The following is a 17,278-nucleotide window of genomic DNA, read 5'->3' on the forward strand; positions in this document are numbered from 1 at the left end:
AATGGACAATCATGAGATTGGTAAAAATATTGTTCAGTTACGTAAAAAACATGGATTGTCACAAAGGGAATTAGCCGAACGCGCTGGTATTACCCACAGTGCAATCTCGTCCATTGAAAATGGCAAAGTGAGCCCGTCGGTCAGCTCACTACAAAAAATCGTCAACGTATTTTCTTTATCACTGTCGGAGTTTTTCATTTTTGAACAGTCTTCGAATGATGAAGTGAAAGTGGTCTTCAAACCGTCAGATCTCGTGGAAATTGGGAGCGAGACGGTATCCATGAAACTAGTGACGAATGGCGACAAAGATCAAGTTATTGGATTCTTGATCGAAGAATACGCACCACATGGAACAACAGGTGCGGCGGAAATCAGACACGAAGGCGAAGAGGTCGGCACGATTTTAGAGGGAGAAATCACTCTAGAGTACAAAGGCCACTCCTACGTCCTCACAGCCGGCGAGTCGTACATTATTGATACGACGAAGCCACATCGATTTACGAATCACACAGACAAGGCTTGTCGATTGATAAGTGCGCATACGCCAACCACATTTTAGTGGGGGCTTGCCTTGTGTGATCACAAGGAGAGCGTATGAAAACCCAAGAGCAATGGATTGAGCTAAAAAACAATCTAAACATCGAAAACAGGGCGTACATTAACGGTGAATACAGTGCCGCTTTAACAGGGCAAACCATCCCGGTAGTTAACCCAGCAACAGACGAGATATTCACCGAAATCGCCCGTTGCCAAAGTGAAGATGTCGACCTCGCGGTATCATACGCTCGCCAAGCATTTCAATCTGGTATCTGGAGTGAAAGCAGCCCAGCTCATCGCAAAGCAGTGCTTAAACAGTTTGCTGACCTGATTGATCAACACCAAGAAGAGTTAGCACTATTAGAAACTCTCGATACTGGTAAACCTATCTCTCACAGCTTCTCTACCGACATTCCTGGCGCGGCGAGTTCTTTGCGCTGGTACGCCGAAGCGATCGACAAAGTGTACGGTGAAGTTGCCCCAACAGAAAAAGACGTACACGCTTTTATTTCTCATCAGCCAATTGGCGTGGTTGCCGCGGTTGTGCCGTGGAACTTCCCACTTTGGCTCGCGTGTTGGAAGCTTGGCCCTGCTTTAGCAGCTGGTAACAGCGTGATCTTAAAACCTTCAGAGAAGTCATCACTGACCGCGATATTCTTAGGCCAGCTTGTATCTCAAGCGGGCTTGCCAACAGGCGTTTTCCAAGTCGTGACGGGTTTTGGTCATGAAGCTGGCGACGCGCTGGCGAAACACCAAGATGTAGACTGCATCGCCTTCACTGGCTCAACGCGCATTGCAGGTCAACTGATGGTCAGCTCGGGTGAGAGCAATCTAAAGCGTGTGTTTGCAGAAGCGGGCGGCAAGAACGCGAATATCGTGTTTGAAGATTGTGATGATTTAGACCGCGCAGCAGCAGAAACCGCTGCAGGGTGTTTCTACAATCAAGGTGAGGTGTGCGTCGCGGCAACCCGCTTGCTTGTTCACGAAAGCATCAAAGATCAGTTCATAGAAAAAGTTATTCAAGCGTCGAAAGCGTTCACGCCAAAAGACCCAATGGACCCAAGTTCATCCATGGGCGCGCTTATCGACCAAGATCATAAATCAAAAGTGTTGGAATACATCTCGTTAGGTGAATCAGAAGGTGCAAACGTACGTTGTGGCGGCGATGTCGATGGGCAGGGCGCATTTGTCTCCCCAACCATTTTAGACAACGTCGACAACAAGATGCGTGTCGCCCAAGAGGAAATTTTTGGTCCGGTGCTGTGTGTCATTCCATTCAAAGATGAAGCGCAAGCAATTGAGATCGCTAACGATTCGAAGTACGGCCTAGGTGCCGCACTTTGGAGTAGCAATATCAACCGCGTTCATCGTGTAGCAAAACGACTGCAAGCCGGCTCGGTTTGGGTCAACAACTACAACGAAGGTGACATGACGGTCCCATTTGGTGGATTCAAAATGAGCGGAAATGGTCGAGATAAGTCTCTCCACGCGATTGAAAAATTCACCGAAACCAAAACCACTTGGATTCGCCTACATCCTTAAGCCTGCTGACGATTACGATAAATAAAGGAATAGTTCTATGAACAAGCATACGGATTCGTTTTACGCGCACTCTGTGCCAAACATGCCGGAATACCCACAACTGCAAGACAACATCGAGTGCGATGTGTGTGTAGTCGGTGCGGGATTCTCTGGTCTTTCTTCTGCGCTGCACCTAGCCGAAAAGGGTTTTAAAGTCGTTGTGTTAGAAAGCGCAAAAGTGGGCTTTGGAGCAACTGGTCGTAACGGTGGCCAAATCGTTAACAGCTACAGCCGAGATGTTGACGTGATTGAAAGCCGTTACGACCAAAACCAAGCCAAAGCTCTGTGCGATATGATTTTTGAAGGCGGCGATATCATCCGTGGTCTGATCGACAAATACGACATCAACTGCGATTACAAGCAAGGTGGCTTGTTCACGGCACTGAATAGTAAACAACTCAAAGGGCTAGAAGAACATAAGAAGAACTGGGAGCGTTACGGCAACGACCAACTGACTCTGCTTGACGCAGGAGAGGTAGAACAAGCGGTAGGTACGAAAGTGTACACTGGCGGTTTGCTGGATATGCGCGGTGGTCACATTCACCCGCTAAAACTGGCATTAGGTGAAGCCGCTGCGTTTACGTCTCTAGGTGGTCAAATCTTTGAGCAGTCGGCGGTCGTGTCGATTGATAAAGGCATTAAGCCAGTAGTGAAAACAGCGCAAGGCAGCGTGAAGAGCAAGTACGTGGTACTGGCAGGTAACGCCTACCTTGGTGGTTTGGCACCAAACATCAGCAACAAAGCGATCCCGTGCGGCACACAAGTGGTGGCGACTCAGCCTTTGCGTGATGAGCAGCTAAAACAAGTGCTGACCAGTGACTACTGCGTTGAAGACTGTAACTACTTGCTTGACTACTTCCGCTTAACCGCCGACAAGCGTTTGTTGTTCGGAGGTGGCGTAGTTTACGGTGCACGTGACCCAGAAAACATCGAATCACTGATCCGTCCGAAGATGGAAAAAGTTTTCCCACAATTGAAAGACATCAAGATTGATTACACCTGGACGGGTAACTTCTTACTGACTTACTCACGCATGCCGCAATTTGGCTCGTTTGCAGACAACATTTACTACCTACAAGGCTACAGCGGTCACGGTGTAACGTGTACTCATCTCGCAGGCAAGTTGCTGGCAGAAGCTCTGACCGGACACGCAGAACGCTTTGATGCGTTTGCGGCTCTGAAACATTACTCCTTCCCGGGGGGCCGCCACTTCCAAATTCCGTTTACGGCAATGGGCGCGGCTTACTACAACCTACGTGACAAACTGGCGATTTAAGAGATAAGGAATATCCAATGAGCAAAGTAGTGAAATTTGCAGCCCTTCAACTGACGAAAAGCTGGGATCTGGAAGAAAATCTAGCTAAAGCCAAAAAGGCGATTCGTGAAGCAGCACAAAACGGTGCGAACGTGATTCTTCCTCAAGAGCTGTTCGCTGCACCTTACTTCTGCAAAAAACAAGAAGCGAAGTATTTCGAGCTTGCGGAAGAAACGGAGAATTGTCGTCTTATTAAAGAGATGAGTGCGTTGGCTAAAGAGCTCGGCGTGGTTATTCCTGTTAGCTACTTTGAAAAAGCGGGCAACACGTTTTTTAACTCGCTAGTGATGATAGATGCCGATGGCACGGTACTAGATAACTACCGCAAGTCACACATTCCTGACGGTCCGGGCTACAGTGAAAAGTACTACTTTAGCCCTGGCGATACCGGTTTCAAAGTGTGGCAAACCAAGTTCGGTAAGTTCGGTGCTGGCATTTGCTGGGACCAATGGTTTCCAGAGCTTGCTCGCAGTTTGGCTCTACACGGCGCGGAAGCGATTTTCTATCCAACTGCAATCGGTTCTGAGCCTCAAGATCCAACACTGGACTCGCGTGATCACTGGCAACGTACAATGCAAGGTCACTCGGCAGCAAACCTCGTTCCAGTGATTGCGTCAAACCGAGTCGGCACTGAAGTCGATGATGGTATCGAGACCACGTTCTACGGCTCATCTTTTATCACTGACCACACCGGTGCAAAAATTGCCGAAGCACCACGTGAAGGTGAAACCATCATTTACGCAGAAATCGATCTCGCTGCGACAGCGAAAGCGCGTCACGCATGGGGCTTGTTCCGCGACCGTCGTCCAGACCTTTACACCAGCGTTGGTAAACTAGCTGTTTAAAGAGGCGTTAATATGAAGTTATCGACAACACCAGCGCAAGATGGCTTCTATTTTCCGGCTGAGTTTCAGCCGGTTAGTGAAGTTTGGCTAGCGTGGCCAGAAAGGAAAGACAACTGGCGTGATGACGCATTACCCGCGCAAGAAACCTTTGCCAGAATCGCGAACTTAATCGCGGAAGTGACCAAGGTGTGCGTGGCGGTATGCTCGCACAACTTTGACCGAGCGCGTCAAATGCTCCATTCAGACGTACGTTTGGTGGAAATCCCATTTAACGATGCGTGGATGCGCGATATTGGACCGACCGTGCTCGTGAATCAGGCGGGCGAGCGCCGTGGGATTAGTTGGCAATTTAACGCGTGGGGCGGCGAATACAACGGGCTTTACGATAACTGGCAGCAGGACGATCTTGTCGCTGGCTCGGTGTGCGACATCATCGGTATAGATTATTACCGCGCTCCGTTTGTACTTGAAGGTGGGGCGATTCACACCGATGGTGAAGGCACCCTTTACACCACAGAAGAGTGCTTACTTAGTCCGGGGCGAAATCCGCAATTGAGCAAAGCGCAAATCGAAGAGCAGTTAAAGGCGTATCTCGGCATCGAAAAAATCATTTGGTTGCCAAATGGTTTATTCAATGACGAAACAGACGGCCATGTTGACAACCTGATGCACTTTATCGCACCGGGTAAGGTGGTACTAAGTTGGACCGATGACCCAAGCGATCCGCAATACGCGTTGTCTCGTCAAGCAGAGCAAGTGCTGAAATCGCAGCAAGATGCGAAAGGGCGCGAGATTGAAATTGCCCGTTTGCCATTACCGGGTCCGTTGCATTATAGCGAGCGCGAAGCCAATGGCATTGACGCCAGTTCAGGAATGAGCCGACAAGCTGGCGAACGCCTAAGTGCCTCTTATGCGAACTTTCTTATCGTCAACGGCCATGTGTTCTTACCGATGTTGGATGAAGACACCGACGCCATTGCGATCAATATTTTGCAAAACGCGATGCCGGAATACCAAATCATCACGATACCGTCGAGAGAGGTTCTACTCGGCGGAGGGAACATTCACTGCATTACGCAGCAGATCCCCGCTTAAACACAAGCTCGCCGCTGACTCAGCGGCGATGATGAGCTGTCAAAAGGAATGACCATGCAACAGATACAAAACCAAAGCCTTGTTTCGTTTATGGTAGCGAACCCGCAACAGGGCATTGCAGTGACTAATCCGGCGACCGGAGAGCTTCTTGGGTACGCACCAGTCTCAACCGAGAATGACATTTTAAATAGCATTGAACGTGCCCATGTCGCGCAGAAAGAATGGGCGGCACTGCCAGCAAAAACGCGCGCTGGTATGCTCAATCGTTGGTTCCAACTCCTGTTAGAAAACAAAGGCGACCTTGGCCGTTTGATGACGTTAGAACAAGGTAAGCCGCTAGCGGAAGCTCAAGGTGAAGTGCTTTACGGCGCGAGCTTTATCGAATGGTTTGCTGAAGAAGCGAAACGTACCTACGGTGAGACGATTCCTGCGCCAAGTGCAGACAAGCGTTTGGTGACCATCAAACAGCCAATTGGTGTTGCCTGTGCGATTACACCTTGGAACTTCCCAATTGCGATGATCACGCGCAAAGCAGGGCCAGCTTTAGCGGCAGGCTGTAGTTTTGTCGTAAAGCCATCTGAATCCACGCCGTTGTCTGCGTTTGCGGTTGCAGAGCTCGCCTACCAAGCAGGCATCCCGCGTGATGTGCTGCAAGTGGTTCTAGGTGAAAACTCCCGTCAGGTCGGTGCTATCTTCACTTCACACCCGTTGATTCGCAAGTTGTCGTTCACTGGCTCTACTCAAGTTGGTCGCGTGCTGATGCAGCAAAGCGCGGCTGACATCAAACGTACCTCAATGGAGCTAGGTGGCAACGCGCCATTTATCGTATTCGATGATGCGGATATTGATGCAGCTGTGGCGGGCGCGATGGCGTCGAAATTCCGTAACGCAGGTCAAACGTGTGTGTGTGCGAACCGTTTCTACGTACACAGCAAAGTGTATGACGAGTTCGTTGCTAAGTTCGACGCAGCGGTTCAGCAACTCAAAGTCGGTAACGGCTTGGAAGAGGGCGTGAACATCGGTCCTGTGATCAGCGAATTGGCAAAGCAAGGCATTCAAGCGCTTATCGATGGCGCTATTGAGCAAGGCGCGAAGCCGGTTTCAGCACTCAAAAAGCTTGATGGTCTATTTATGCAGCCAGTGGTTCTCAAAGACGTTACTCACGACATGAAGATTGTCTCTGAGGAAATCTTTGGCCCTGTCGCGCCAGTGATTCGTTTTGACAGCGACGCACAGCTGATCGAAATGGCGAACGACACCATTTACGGTCTTGCGTCGTACTTCTACAGCCAAAACATCCACCGTGTTTGGAAAATCGCAGAAGCGCTCGAATACGGCATGGTCGGCATTAACGAAGGCATGATTTCTACTGAAGTGGCTCCTTTCGGTGGTGTTAAGCAGTCCGGTATCGGACGTGAAGGAGCAAAACAAGGTATCGATGAATACATGGACGTGAAATATCTCTGCTTTGGCGGCAACTAATTAAGGACAAAACAATGACAAACCAACAACTACACGAAAGAAGAAGCCAAGTTATCGCTCAAGGCATGGGCGCACTGTACCCGCTTTACGTCGAGAAAGCTGAAAACGCTTACGTATGGGATATCGAAGGCAACAAATACATCGACTTTGCAGCGGGCATTGCGGTGACCAATACCGGGCATTCTCACAAACGCATCAGTGAAGCGGTAAAAGCTCAGTTGGATAACTTCTCGCACACGTGTGCGATGGTTACGCCGTACGCGTCATTCGTTGAGCTGGCAGAAAAGCTGACAGAACTTGCACCGGGTGAGACTAAGAAGAAAGCGATCTTTCTAACCACTGGCGCTGAGGCGGTCGAAAACGCAGTGAAAGTAGCGCGCGCTCATACTGGTCGTAGCGGCGTGATAGCGTTTAAAGGCGGTTTTCACGGTCGTACTAACATGACGATGGGGTTAACCGGTAAAGTTGCGCCATATAAAGCAGGCTTTGGTCCTTTCCCGAACGAAATCTACCACGCGCCGTACCCAAATGCGTTCCACGGCATCAGCGTTGAACAAAGCTTACAAGCGATCGACGATCTATTTGCTTGCGATATTGAACCTTCACGCGTTGCGGCGATTATCTTCGAGCCAGTGCAAGGCGAGGGCGGCTTCTACAAAGCACCTGAAGCGTTTGCACAAGGCTTGCGTCAGCTGTGTGATAAGCACGGTATCATGCTGATTGCCGATGAAATCCAAACGGGTTTTGCTCGTACCGGTAAAATGTTTGCCACAGAATACCTAGGCATTGAACCAGACCTAATGACAATGGCGAAAGGCATTGCTGGTGGTTTCCCAATCTCAGCGGTGGTTGGGAAAGCGGATGTGATGGATTCAGCACTACCTGGTGGTTTAGGTGGCACTTATGCGGGCTCTCCACTTGGTTGCGTTGCTGGTCTTGAAGTGCTGAAAATCATCGAAGAAGAAGACTTGTGTGCTAAAGCAATGGGCATCGGTGAAGTGGTCAATGCTCGTATGACGAAACTGCAACAGTCAGTGCCTGCTATCGGTGAAATCCGTACTACAGGTGCGATGATGGCGATTGAATTTACTGATCCAGAATCAGGCAAACCACTGCAAGAGATGACTAAAGCGGTGATTTCTAAAGCGCAAGAAAACGGCCTTATCCTGCTTTCTTGTGGAGTAAAAGCGAATGTGATTCGTTTGTTACCGCCGCTGACCATTGAATCTGAGGTACTGAACGAAGGTTTAGACAAACTGGAAAAAATCATTCTCGAAGTCGTGTAAAACTAGCCTTCAAACTGAATGTTAACTAGAAAGGAAACCCATGCTTGCAACGGTTTCCTTTTCTATTTCATCGAGTTGATGAAACGTTAACCACATGAGGTTAAAAAAATAGCAATACGAGATGTGAAATGTGTTTCATGTCGAAAATAATTGACTGATGTAGTGATATCAGGTGCTTTGATGGTGAGAAGAAATTACATTTGAATCAATAGTCTACGTACTACCAATGGTTATAATTTACTTACTATTAAGGATTCTGATGAAACGTTCACTAATTGGATTAACCATGCTTGCTTCTTTCGGCTGTTTTGCCGAAGGCGTACTGGATCTCAATACACTTGCAAACAACAATACCGACAATCTGGTTTGGGTTGGGCACTTAAGCCCTGACACCGATAGTGCAGTTTCGGTGATCTTAGCGTCACATATCTACGGCGGTGAAGCAGCGTTAACTGGCGAAGCCAATCCAGAAAGTAAGTTTGTGTTTGAATACTGTGGAATGGAAGCGCCAAAAGTGAAGGCGGACTTTTCTTCTCACGATATTGGTTTGGTGGATTTCAATCAGTCTACTCAACTCGCAAAATCGGTTGATCCAAGCTCTATTGTGGCGATTATTGACCATCACGCTATGGGAAGTTCGCCAATCAGCATGCCGCAAATCGTCACGATGGACATTCGTGCTTGGGGTTCTGCAGCAACAATTCTTACGGCAAATGCCGAGAAGTTAAACGTTAAACTGCCTAAGAATATTGCGTGTGCAGGTTTAGGGGCTATTTTGTCGGACACGGTTGTGTTCCAATCTTCGACTACCACCGAATATGACAAACAGTACGCGCAAAAGCTGGCGGACATTGCAGGCATCAAAGACATCAAAGGTTTTGGTGAACAAATGTTGTTGGCGAAATCGGATCTGAGCCATTTCTCAGCAGAGACGATTTTGACGATGGACTACAAAAACTTTGAATTCGCAGGTAAAAAGGTAGGCATCGGCGTAGCAGAAACGCTCAATGCGCAGCAGTTGATTGACCGCAAACAGGACTTCAACGAAGCCATTCAAGCGTATAAGAAAGCTCAGAATCTTGATTACTTGTTCTTCTCGATCACAGATACCAAGCACAAACGTGCAAACATGCTTTGGGCGGATGATGCAGATAAGAAAGTGCTATCAAAAGCCTTTGATGTGAAAATTGACAATGACATGTTGGTATTGGATGGCGTGACGTCTCGCAAGCGTCAAATTGGTCCTGCAATTCAACAAGCGATTGAATCACTCTAGTGACTAAGCCACACTGAAAATAATCAAAAAACCACCGTTAAAGGTGGTTTTTTCGTTTTTGGCAAGACAGAGTTGGAAATTTAGATTCAACGCAAAAGAGCAGAAGAAAACAGTCTCCCGCTTGCGATAAGCCATTGCGTATATAATAAAGGTCAATTGCTATCATTATTAGCTCATAATCTCATGCGAGAGAGTTGTAAAAGCCAATGTGCAGCAGTAGTCTCAGCAAATAATTGCCGCTCAATCACTTATTCTTTGCGATTGAGAGTCCATCCCCACTTTTCCACTTATTAAAGTGAGATAGTGAACCTGCTTACTGAAAATTGTTCGTGGCAGAACATTAGGAGAAGTTTTGGCTAATAAGACAATAAGAAATGCCATCTTAATAGGGCTAGTCCCCATCATTATTTTTGCTGTCGCTTTTAATGCCTTGTCAAATTTATATGTTGGGTATATCAAAGAGGCGAAAATCAAAACGTTGGTTGAATACTTAAATCACAGATCCACGTTTTTAGAGAGTGCCATTACCAAACAGATCGCCCAGCTCGACTTCAACTGTCAATCTGATGATATGAAAGTGCTGCGTGACCCTCGTTACTACAACCGCTACATTCGGTTTATTGGCATGACCACGGAAGATGGCGACTCGTGCTCAAGCGTAGGGATGCCTGTCTCCAAAGTTACGTCATCCGAACGGGTTCAATTAGATACCAACTTCTATATTTCCTTGATTTTGCCGGAATACAAAGACCAAGCAGAATGGATGGTAATTTATGACAATCAGCACGTTGAGGTGTTTTGGGTTCTCGATAACAGTTGGATAAAACAGCTTATTGCTGAGCCGTGTGAAGAGTGCTTATTCGTAAAATTTGAATATCACGAACCTATGTTTGGTGACCTTTCAATCAGTCGCGGCATGCCAAACATTATTGATGAAGACAATGCGCTATCGAGCGAGTTTTTCTTCTCTGATGAATCTCAGGCCAACATGCTCATCAAGATTTACAGTGGTGAAGCCTTGGCCGCATACGCGAATCAGCGTCTTTTCGTGTGGGGTGTGCCTGCTACTTTGATTCTTGGGATTGTGTTTGCGCTGTTTTATATCTCAAGTAAAAGCCTAAGAAAGTCTATCAAAGGACTGATTCAAAACGGTATCAATAACGGCGAATTTATCCCTTATTATCAAGCTATTGTGGATAGCAGAGATGGCCAAACTGTAGGTTATGAAGCGTTGGTGCGTTGGTCAAGACGCGATGGTTTGGTGCCACCGAATATGTTTATTGGCGCCGCAGAAGAGAGCGGATTGATTGTTCCGATGACGAACCAGATGATTCGCAAAATCATCCAAGATCTTGAGTCACTGCCTGAGTCGATTTGGGTGAGTGTCAATATTGTCTCTTCTCATTTAGAAACCGGTTCGTTAACCAAACTGTTGGCAGATTTGAATTGGCCGTGTGCAAACCGAATTCATTTTGAGCTAACAGAAAGAATTCCGGTTAAAGACGTAGAAGCCGCGAAAAAAGAGATTCTCTACCTCACCAACAAAGGTTACAAGTTCAAAATTGATGACTTTGGAACAGGTTATGGTGGCTTTTCTTACTTGCAGGACTTGGGTATTCGCTGCTTGAAAGTGGACAAAATGTTCGTTGATCCAATTGGCTCAGACGACCAAAAACTTAAAGTGTTGGATTCTATTGTGTCTGCGGCGATGAAAGCGGAATGTGAAATGATTGCCGAAGGCGTAGAAAACAGAAAACAGATTGAGTATTTGGCTACGCACAATATCTACTTGATCCAAGGTTATGTGTACGCAAAACCAGAGCCAATCGAGAATATTGCTGAACCGAATCCGGAGGCGTAACTTCTGTTCGTTGATTTTAAAGGTGTCCAATGTTGCACCTTTTTTCTTGCCTATTGTTTACCAGAAAATAGGGAAGTCATTAGAGTTGACTCCCAACTCTAAACCGAAAACTTGAGCTGATTTTTATATCACGATGAGACGATTTTGATATTCGGCATATTGTCGAACTGAGCACTTCCCATTACATTTTTTTGCCATCTCATAGATGGTCGTCGAAGTAAATAAACAGAATGTAATTTCTAAATTTATGTATTGTGAGAATCACGATGAGTGAACATGAGTTCATGTGCTCGTTTGACGAGCAATTAGCGATGGCCAAAAGTGAATTAATTTCAGCAATTACCCGTTATCGAGAAAACATCTTGATGAGAGATACTAAAATCAGAGCTGAGTTGGAGGTTGAATTAGAGAAAAAGTTTCATACATACGAAGCGCTAACCAGTCAGCGGTATTGCTGAGTTGTTTGTATTCATAATTTGAATTTTTAATGTTGTCTAATAATAAAAGTTTGAATGTTTGACTCTATGATAAGCAAAAATACTTTTAATAAGATCGCAATGCTATTACTCCTCACGAGTTTGTTTGGTTGTAATAGCGACAGTGGAAGCAGCACTAGCCGACCACCAATGAGCTTGCCAGAAGAAGTATTACCTGACGAGCCAGAAATTGAAGCTCCAATACCGGAACTGCCAGTGCCTGAGTTTCCTGATATTTCCAAACCGGAAGTTCCTGAAACGCCAGAGGTGACGCCGCCGGAGCCTTCTGATCCCGTTATTCCAGAGCCGCCAGTACCAGACAAAGTGGTGTCTCGTATTGCACTAAACCAAAGCCGTGTGTCGCTTGCAGAGGGTGAGCTGGCGCAGGTGAAAGTCATCGGCTTTTATAACGATGGCACTCAAGACGACCTTACATCACAAGTTGTTTGGAACGTTGAAAATGCTGACATTGTTAACATCGACGAACGCGGTGTGATTACAGCGCTTAAAACAGGTGTTTCGGTCATTCGCGCAGACCTAGATGAGTTCAGTAGCGAAATGACCGTACAGGTTGTGGACGCGAAGTTGACCAACATTTACTTCGATCTGCCACATAAGGCGATTGCCAAAGGGCTAAGCTTTCAAGCGAAAGCTTACGGTGAATATACCGACAAACAAACCCGTGATATTAGCCATCTCGTAGAGTGGGACTCCACAGATTGTAGCGTTGTCATGCCAGGCATAAATGGTATTTTCACCGCACAAGATGAGGGTGACGCGGATATCTATGCCGAGCTTGATGGCTTAACCAGTACGCATGGTTCTATTACTGTCACGCCTGCGGTATTAGTGAGTATGGACATTTCGTCAACCGCACTGGAAATGCCATTGGGCACACATAAGTCTTTGGTGGTCATGGGAACGTTGAGCGATGGTGAACAAGTCGACCTCACCCGAGGTATCACTTGGCACGTCGATAACGATGTGGTTGAGATTGTCGACAACGTTGTGAAAGCCAAACATAAAGGAACAGCGTTGGTGACGGCTGCGTTAGATGGTGTGCAAAGCGAGCCAATACAAGTGCAGGTGACCGATGCAATCCTAACAAATATTGAAGTGACAACGAATGTGTCGAGCGTGGCAAAAGGCAACTCAACCCAGCTGTCTGCACAAGGAGTTTATAGCGATGAAAGCCGCGTTGAGTTGACCGAACAGGTTGCTTGGTGGGTTGATAATCAAGATGTTCTGCAACTAGAAGGCGCTCGCGTTAAAGGTCTTGCGGTAGGGCAGGCAATGGTTTACGCCACCAAAGATGCGATCACCAGTGCACCATTGCAAATTCAAGTAACGAATGCGGTATTAGAAAAAATCCATGTTCATCCTAGTGAAATCACTCTAGAGGAAAAGAACGTCCAGCGATTTTATGCCTACGGTGAATATAGCGATGAAACCACTCAGGATGTAACGCATCGAGTGACATGGCGAAGCAGTAATAAAGCGGTTTTAGATTTGATTGCTGGTGGGCTCTCAAATAGTGCTCAGCTTGGTTCGGTCAGCATTTCAGCTTCCCTTGGGGAGTTAAAAGGCACCTCTGAGGTCAAGGTTGTTGAGGCGGAAGAAAAAGAGTCTGCCATCTCTATTTGCCCACAGCCTCGTTCAGGAGAAGGAAGCGCGGAAGCGTGTTTGATGGTAGCGAGTGATGAAGATGGTCGCCTATTTACCGCACCACCATCAGTGAAGCTCATGAACAAACTAGGCTATGAGCTTGTTAAACCTTTGAGCTACGACGCGACAAAACCAAAAACTTACGTTGGCATCAAAACGGAAGACGGTACACGCGGCCCTGTGGGTGACTTTGCGATGTTCAACCAGTACGGACGTGATCGCGCAGGCTTAACCAGCCAATACGCAAACTGGTGTCATGATTTGTCTGTAAGAAACTTTGCTGGTCGTGACAACTGGCGTCGTGCCACTCGCACTGAGTTGTTTAGCTTGTATCGTGCATCACGAGGCAGTGTTTGGGACGGGACTGAAAGCATCTATGAAGAAGACAAAGATGGCGGAGGTTTTGGTTGGCCAGCAAACTCGGAATATTGGTCTACTTCGCTAATGGATTTACCGCATCATGAGGGCGTCGTGTATGACATCATTAACCTGCATCGAGGTCGAGCGCAGTTGGTGATGGATGCTCGAGACCCGGCTTATGCTTCCTGCGTGTCTGACGCGCCTGGCGTTCCTCTTAAGTAAATGAATAGGCTCCTTCGGGAGCTTATTTTTTATCTCATCAGCATCGCTTGACTTCACTTATTAGCCGCGTAGCATCGATGTACGTCAATATTATGTGCAAAGGAAGGCCATATGACCGTCAAGGTATTTTGGAAAAACCCTTACCAAACAGAACTCACCTCCACGGTAACTCGAATTTCGGACAAAGAAGTCGAGTTATCCCACACTATTTTTTATGCTGAATCCGGCGGACAAGAGAGCGATGCAGGTACGATCGACGGGATTCCTGTCGTCGGTGCAATTAAGTCTGGCTCACGCATTGTTTACACTCTAGAACGTCAACCCACGTTTCGAGTTGGCGACCAAGTGATCACTCAAATTGACTGGCAAAGGCGTTATGCGTTGATGAAGCTCCACTTTGCGGCGGAAGTTATACTTGAACTGTTCACGCAAAAATTTGCAAACATTCAGAAGGTTGGCGCACATATCTCCGCAGATAAAAGCCGAATTGATTTTGAATGGCCTGAAAGCATCACGCCACTGCTGGCGGAGTTTCAACAACGAGCTCAGGCAGTTATCGATTCGGACGCTGAGATTGAGAGCGCATTCTCTGACGAAGGCCAAGAAAGGCGCTATTGGAAAGTGGAAGGCTTCGCTCAAGTGCCTTGCGGTGGTACACACCTTAAGCGCACCTCTGAAGTCGGCCGCATTGCCTTAAAACGTAAAAACGTTGGTAAAGGAAAAGAAAGAGTCGAAATTACTCTGGTTAGCTAACCGATTTCAGCGTTCAGTATTTCTGAACGCTGATTAAAAAAATTCAAATTGACTCTCTGACCGCGAGAACTAACATTCACGCACTTTGTTCATATCGTTTCAAGATAGCGTTGACACTCATTTTGGAAATGTAAATGAAGGCTTTGATTGAGGTTCTTGACGGGCAGGTGCAACACTGTCCGATAAATCAAAAGTTTGATATTAGCTCGACGGATTTTTACATTGTCTTAAACCATAACTGTGCTTTGGAGTTATGTGATTCTAAAGGCATTAAACAGCTTATCGACCCACCTTGTTTGGTCGCTATTGGCGCGGATTTCAAAGGGCAAATCGCCATCAATTCGTTCGTAGAAAATGCCAATATTTCGGGTTTCAGACTGGCTGCGTGTTTCATTGAAAAACTCAATCAACAGTTGAACTTCCGCGAGCTTTGCGATGGCGTGTTCTCGGGGAATGTGGTGGTGAGTTTCACTTTACGTCCGGGAATCGTGGATATTTACTCAGCATTAAAAGCAATGGTGAAAAAGGGCTGTGGTAACCGTTCAAATGATGAATTGCTCGATATCAACAGCATGCTTTTGTATTTGTTGATGCACTTTGAGCAGAGCGCCAGTCAGGCAGAAACTCGTTCATATTCTTCGTTGTCTTCACGTATTCGCGCGCTGATTTCTAAAGATCTAACGAAGCCGTGGACGCTCAAAGAAATTGCGAAACTGGTTTACATGAGTGAGTCGACGGTAAAAAGAAAGTTGAACAAGGAAGGGACGACGTTTACTGACGTGCTGCAGGCTGCACGACTAGATACAGCACAAAAAATGGTGTGCAACAGCGATGCGAGTGTCAGTGCAATAGCTGAGCTATGTGGTTTTAAGCATGCCTCTTATTTTGGTGCCTGTTTCAGAAAAGAATATGGTGTCACACCGCTTGCTTATCGAAAACAAGCCCAGCTCAGAGCGAGTTGATCGTATTGAATAACAAAACGCCCGATACAAAATCGGGCGTTCTCTTGAATATGATGGGGATGATTACTTAAACCGTTATTGCTTCTTTTCTTGCGCGCAACGACGTTAAAATTTGAGGCAGTAAAGACATCACAATCATACCCACCATCAAGCTGTATTGGAGTGGGGTAAAGTTTTCACCCAACAGCAATAACCCAGAGACGATCCCTGCAATCGGGTTGGCAATGCCACCAAACGTAAAGTCGACCACAGACATGCGTTGCAACAACCACACATACATGCCGTAGCCTAGCGCGGTGTTGAGCACAATGACCCAAAGCAGCCCGAGTGTGTTGGTCATATCTATATTCTGTACGGCATGCACATAAGGCTGCGGATTGATGGTAGCTAACACAGCCGCGGCGATAGACAGCAATACTCCACCCAAAATCAACTGCCACGTGAGTACCGTCCACCAATGCATTTTTGTGCCGAGTGATTTGGTTACGCCACTGCCAATCACGATACACATGATGGCCGCCAGCATCGCCCCTAAGCCGATAGGGTTGAGCGAGATTGAGCTTGGATCGAACAAGAACCACGCTAACGCAATCAACACTGCGCCGCTAATACCTTGTATTGCGCTAGGCTGACGTTTGTAAACCGCCCAACCAAACAGCATGGCAAAGACGGGGACAGAAATCATGCCGACACCGGAAATTGCAGAAGGTAGGGTCAACGCCATCACAAAAATGAGGCCAAAGAAGAAGGCGATGTTAATCGTGCCCAATACCAATAACACTTTCCATTCGTGCTTTTTAGGCAGCGAAGGTTTGATTGCCAGTAGCAGTAGTCCGGCTGGCAGTGCCCGCAGTGCTCCCAGCAACACAGGCGGCCAGTCTGGAAGAGTGAACTGCGTAACGGCATAAGTAGTGCCCCAGAAAAATGCGGGGATCATTGCGAGTAATATGTTCATGTAAAATATCTTTACGTTGAGATAATTAATTGTAAAGGTACGCGCTAGATTGCTTTTTGTAAAGTATCTTTATGTTAAAATAAATCGCCAGGCCGAATTCGTATTGGAGAAAGAAAACTCGTGGACGCAATTGATAGAGTAGTAACGCAGTGGGCAAAGGAAAAACCAGATCTTGATACCGAACCAATGGCTATCATGGGTAGGCTAATGCGCATTGCTAAGCATATGGAGTGTCGAGTCGCTGATCTGCACAAACAATATGACCTGAAAATGGGCGAATTTGATGTGTTAGCCACGCTGCGCCGTGCCGGAGCGCCTTACCGTCTCACCCCATCAGAGTTGATTGCGTCGATGATGCTCACGTCCGGAGCGATGACCAACCGCTTAGACAAGCTAGAAAAGAAAGGCTTTATTGCCAGAGAGCACAGTAAAGAAGACCGACGCAGTGTTACTGTTGAGCTAACAACTGAAGGCTTGGCGTTGATTGAGTCGTTGATCCAAGAGCATGTGGATGTACAACATAGTTTGATTAGTGGATTGTCGGCGGATGAAAAGTCACAAGTGAATCAGGCGTTAAAGTTACTACTGCCTCAATTTGAATAGCGAA

At 46.9% G+C, this 17,278-nt stretch carries 14 protein-coding genes; 13 read left to right on the forward strand and 1 reads right to left on the reverse strand.

What is annotated here, in order from left to right; genetic code table 11:
• Position 1 precedes the first annotated feature (1 nt).
• The 12 genes from puuR to NL646_RS18545 all read left to right on the forward strand — a co-directional run bounded on the left by puuR (position 2) and on the right by NL646_RS18545 (position 15,716).
• Entirely contained in the window at positions 2-559 is a 558-nt protein-coding gene (gene puuR, locus NL646_RS18490) for an HTH-type transcriptional regulator PuuR (protein WP_005464588.1), read from the forward strand.
• 35 nt (positions 560-594) lie between these two features.
• Positions 595-2,079: an aldehyde dehydrogenase gene (locus tag NL646_RS18495; RefSeq protein WP_253664520.1), complete on the forward strand. Its 1,485-nt coding sequence runs from the start codon at positions 595-597 to the stop codon at positions 2,077-2,079.
• Between the two features lie 37 nt (positions 2,080-2,116).
• Positions 2,117-3,394, forward strand: coding sequence for an FAD-binding oxidoreductase (locus NL646_RS18500; protein ID WP_253664521.1), 1,278 nt, complete (start codon positions 2,117-2,119; stop codon positions 3,392-3,394).
• A gap of 17 nt (positions 3,395-3,411) precedes the next feature.
• Entirely contained in the window at positions 3,412-4,278 is an 867-nt protein-coding gene (gene aguB / locus NL646_RS18505) for an N-carbamoylputrescine amidase (protein WP_025611931.1), read from the forward strand.
• 12 nt (positions 4,279-4,290) lie between these two features.
• Complete coding sequence (aguA, locus tag NL646_RS18510) at positions 4,291-5,373, forward strand: agmatine deiminase (protein ID WP_253664522.1); 1,083 nt, start codon at positions 4,291-4,293, stop codon at positions 5,371-5,373.
• 54 nt (positions 5,374-5,427) lie between these two features.
• Positions 5,428-6,855, forward strand: a complete 1,428-nt coding sequence (locus NL646_RS18515) for an NAD-dependent succinate-semialdehyde dehydrogenase (protein ID WP_253664523.1) — start codon at positions 5,428-5,430, stop codon at positions 6,853-6,855.
• A 14-nt stretch (positions 6,856-6,869) separates the two neighbouring features.
• Positions 6,870-8,141: a 4-aminobutyrate--2-oxoglutarate transaminase gene (gabT, locus tag NL646_RS18520; protein ID WP_253664524.1), complete on the forward strand. Its 1,272-nt coding sequence runs from the start codon at positions 6,870-6,872 to the stop codon at positions 8,139-8,141.
• Between the two features lie 286 nt (positions 8,142-8,427).
• Positions 8,428-9,417, forward strand: a complete 990-nt coding sequence (locus NL646_RS18525; RefSeq protein ID WP_253664567.1) for a manganese-dependent inorganic pyrophosphatase — start codon at positions 8,428-8,430, stop codon at positions 9,415-9,417.
• A gap of 352 nt (positions 9,418-9,769) precedes the next feature.
• Complete coding sequence (locus tag NL646_RS18530) at positions 9,770-11,278, forward strand: EAL domain-containing protein (protein WP_021453483.1); 1,509 nt, start codon at positions 9,770-9,772, stop codon at positions 11,276-11,278.
• A 557-nt stretch (positions 11,279-11,835) separates the two neighbouring features.
• Complete coding sequence (locus NL646_RS18535) at positions 11,836-14,001, forward strand: Ig-like domain-containing protein (RefSeq protein ID WP_253664525.1); 2,166 nt, start codon at positions 11,836-11,838, stop codon at positions 13,999-14,001.
• Positions 14,002-14,112: 111 nt separating this feature from the next.
• A complete protein-coding gene (locus NL646_RS18540) occupies positions 14,113-14,754 on the forward strand; it encodes an alanyl-tRNA editing protein (RefSeq protein ID WP_020838923.1) in 642 nt (213 codons plus the stop codon).
• Positions 14,755-14,888: 134 nt separating this feature from the next.
• Complete coding sequence (locus NL646_RS18545) at positions 14,889-15,716, forward strand: helix-turn-helix transcriptional regulator (protein WP_253664526.1); 828 nt, start codon at positions 14,889-14,891, stop codon at positions 15,714-15,716.
• 67 nt (positions 15,717-15,783) lie between these two features.
• Here the strand turns inward: NL646_RS18545 and NL646_RS18550 are convergent, their stop codons facing one another.
• Entirely contained in the window at positions 15,784-16,671 is an 888-nt protein-coding gene (locus NL646_RS18550; protein WP_253664527.1) for a DMT family transporter, read from the reverse strand.
• A 120-nt stretch (positions 16,672-16,791) separates the two neighbouring features.
• On the opposite strand from NL646_RS18550, the gene NL646_RS18555 reads away from it, so the two are divergent.
• A complete protein-coding gene (locus NL646_RS18555) occupies positions 16,792-17,274 on the forward strand; it encodes a MarR family winged helix-turn-helix transcriptional regulator (RefSeq protein WP_005464470.1) in 483 nt (160 codons plus the stop codon).
• The last annotated feature ends 4 nt before the right edge of the window (positions 17,275-17,278 follow it).

It is taken from the genome of Vibrio sp. Y20_XG_PY13 (genome assembly GCF_024181925.1).
Taxonomy (GTDB): Bacteria; Pseudomonadota; Gammaproteobacteria; order Enterobacterales; family Vibrionaceae; genus Vibrio; species Vibrio parahaemolyticus.

Excerpts from the sequence above, each read along its gene's own strand:
- puuR (WP_005464588.1), top strand. The coding sequence starts at position 2 with ATGGACAATCATGAGATTGGTAAAAATATTGTTCAGTTACGTAAAAAA.
- NL646_RS18495 (WP_253664520.1), top strand. The coding sequence starts at position 595 with ATGAAAACCCAAGAGCAATGGATTGAGCTAAAAAACAATCTAAACATC.
- NL646_RS18500 (WP_253664521.1), top strand. The coding sequence starts at position 2,117 with ATGAACAAGCATACGGATTCGTTTTACGCGCACTCTGTGCCAAACATG.
- aguB (WP_025611931.1), top strand. The coding sequence starts at position 3,412 with ATGAGCAAAGTAGTGAAATTTGCAGCCCTTCAACTGACGAAAAGCTGG.
- aguA (WP_253664522.1), top strand. The coding sequence starts at position 4,291 with ATGAAGTTATCGACAACACCAGCGCAAGATGGCTTCTATTTTCCGGCT.
- NL646_RS18515 (WP_253664523.1), top strand. The coding sequence starts at position 5,428 with ATGCAACAGATACAAAACCAAAGCCTTGTTTCGTTTATGGTAGCGAAC.
- gabT (WP_253664524.1), top strand. The coding sequence starts at position 6,870 with ATGACAAACCAACAACTACACGAAAGAAGAAGCCAAGTTATCGCTCAA.
- NL646_RS18525 (WP_253664567.1), top strand. The coding sequence starts at position 8,428 with ATGCTTGCTTCTTTCGGCTGTTTTGCCGAAGGCGTACTGGATCTCAAT.
- NL646_RS18535 (WP_253664525.1), top strand. The coding sequence starts at position 11,836 with ATGCTATTACTCCTCACGAGTTTGTTTGGTTGTAATAGCGACAGTGGA.
- NL646_RS18540 (WP_020838923.1), top strand. The coding sequence starts at position 14,113 with ATGACCGTCAAGGTATTTTGGAAAAACCCTTACCAAACAGAACTCACC.
- NL646_RS18545 (WP_253664526.1), top strand. The coding sequence starts at position 14,889 with ATGAAGGCTTTGATTGAGGTTCTTGACGGGCAGGTGCAACACTGTCCG.
- NL646_RS18550 (WP_253664527.1), bottom strand. The coding sequence starts at position 16,671 with ATGAACATATTACTCGCAATGATCCCCGCATTTTTCTGGGGCACTACT.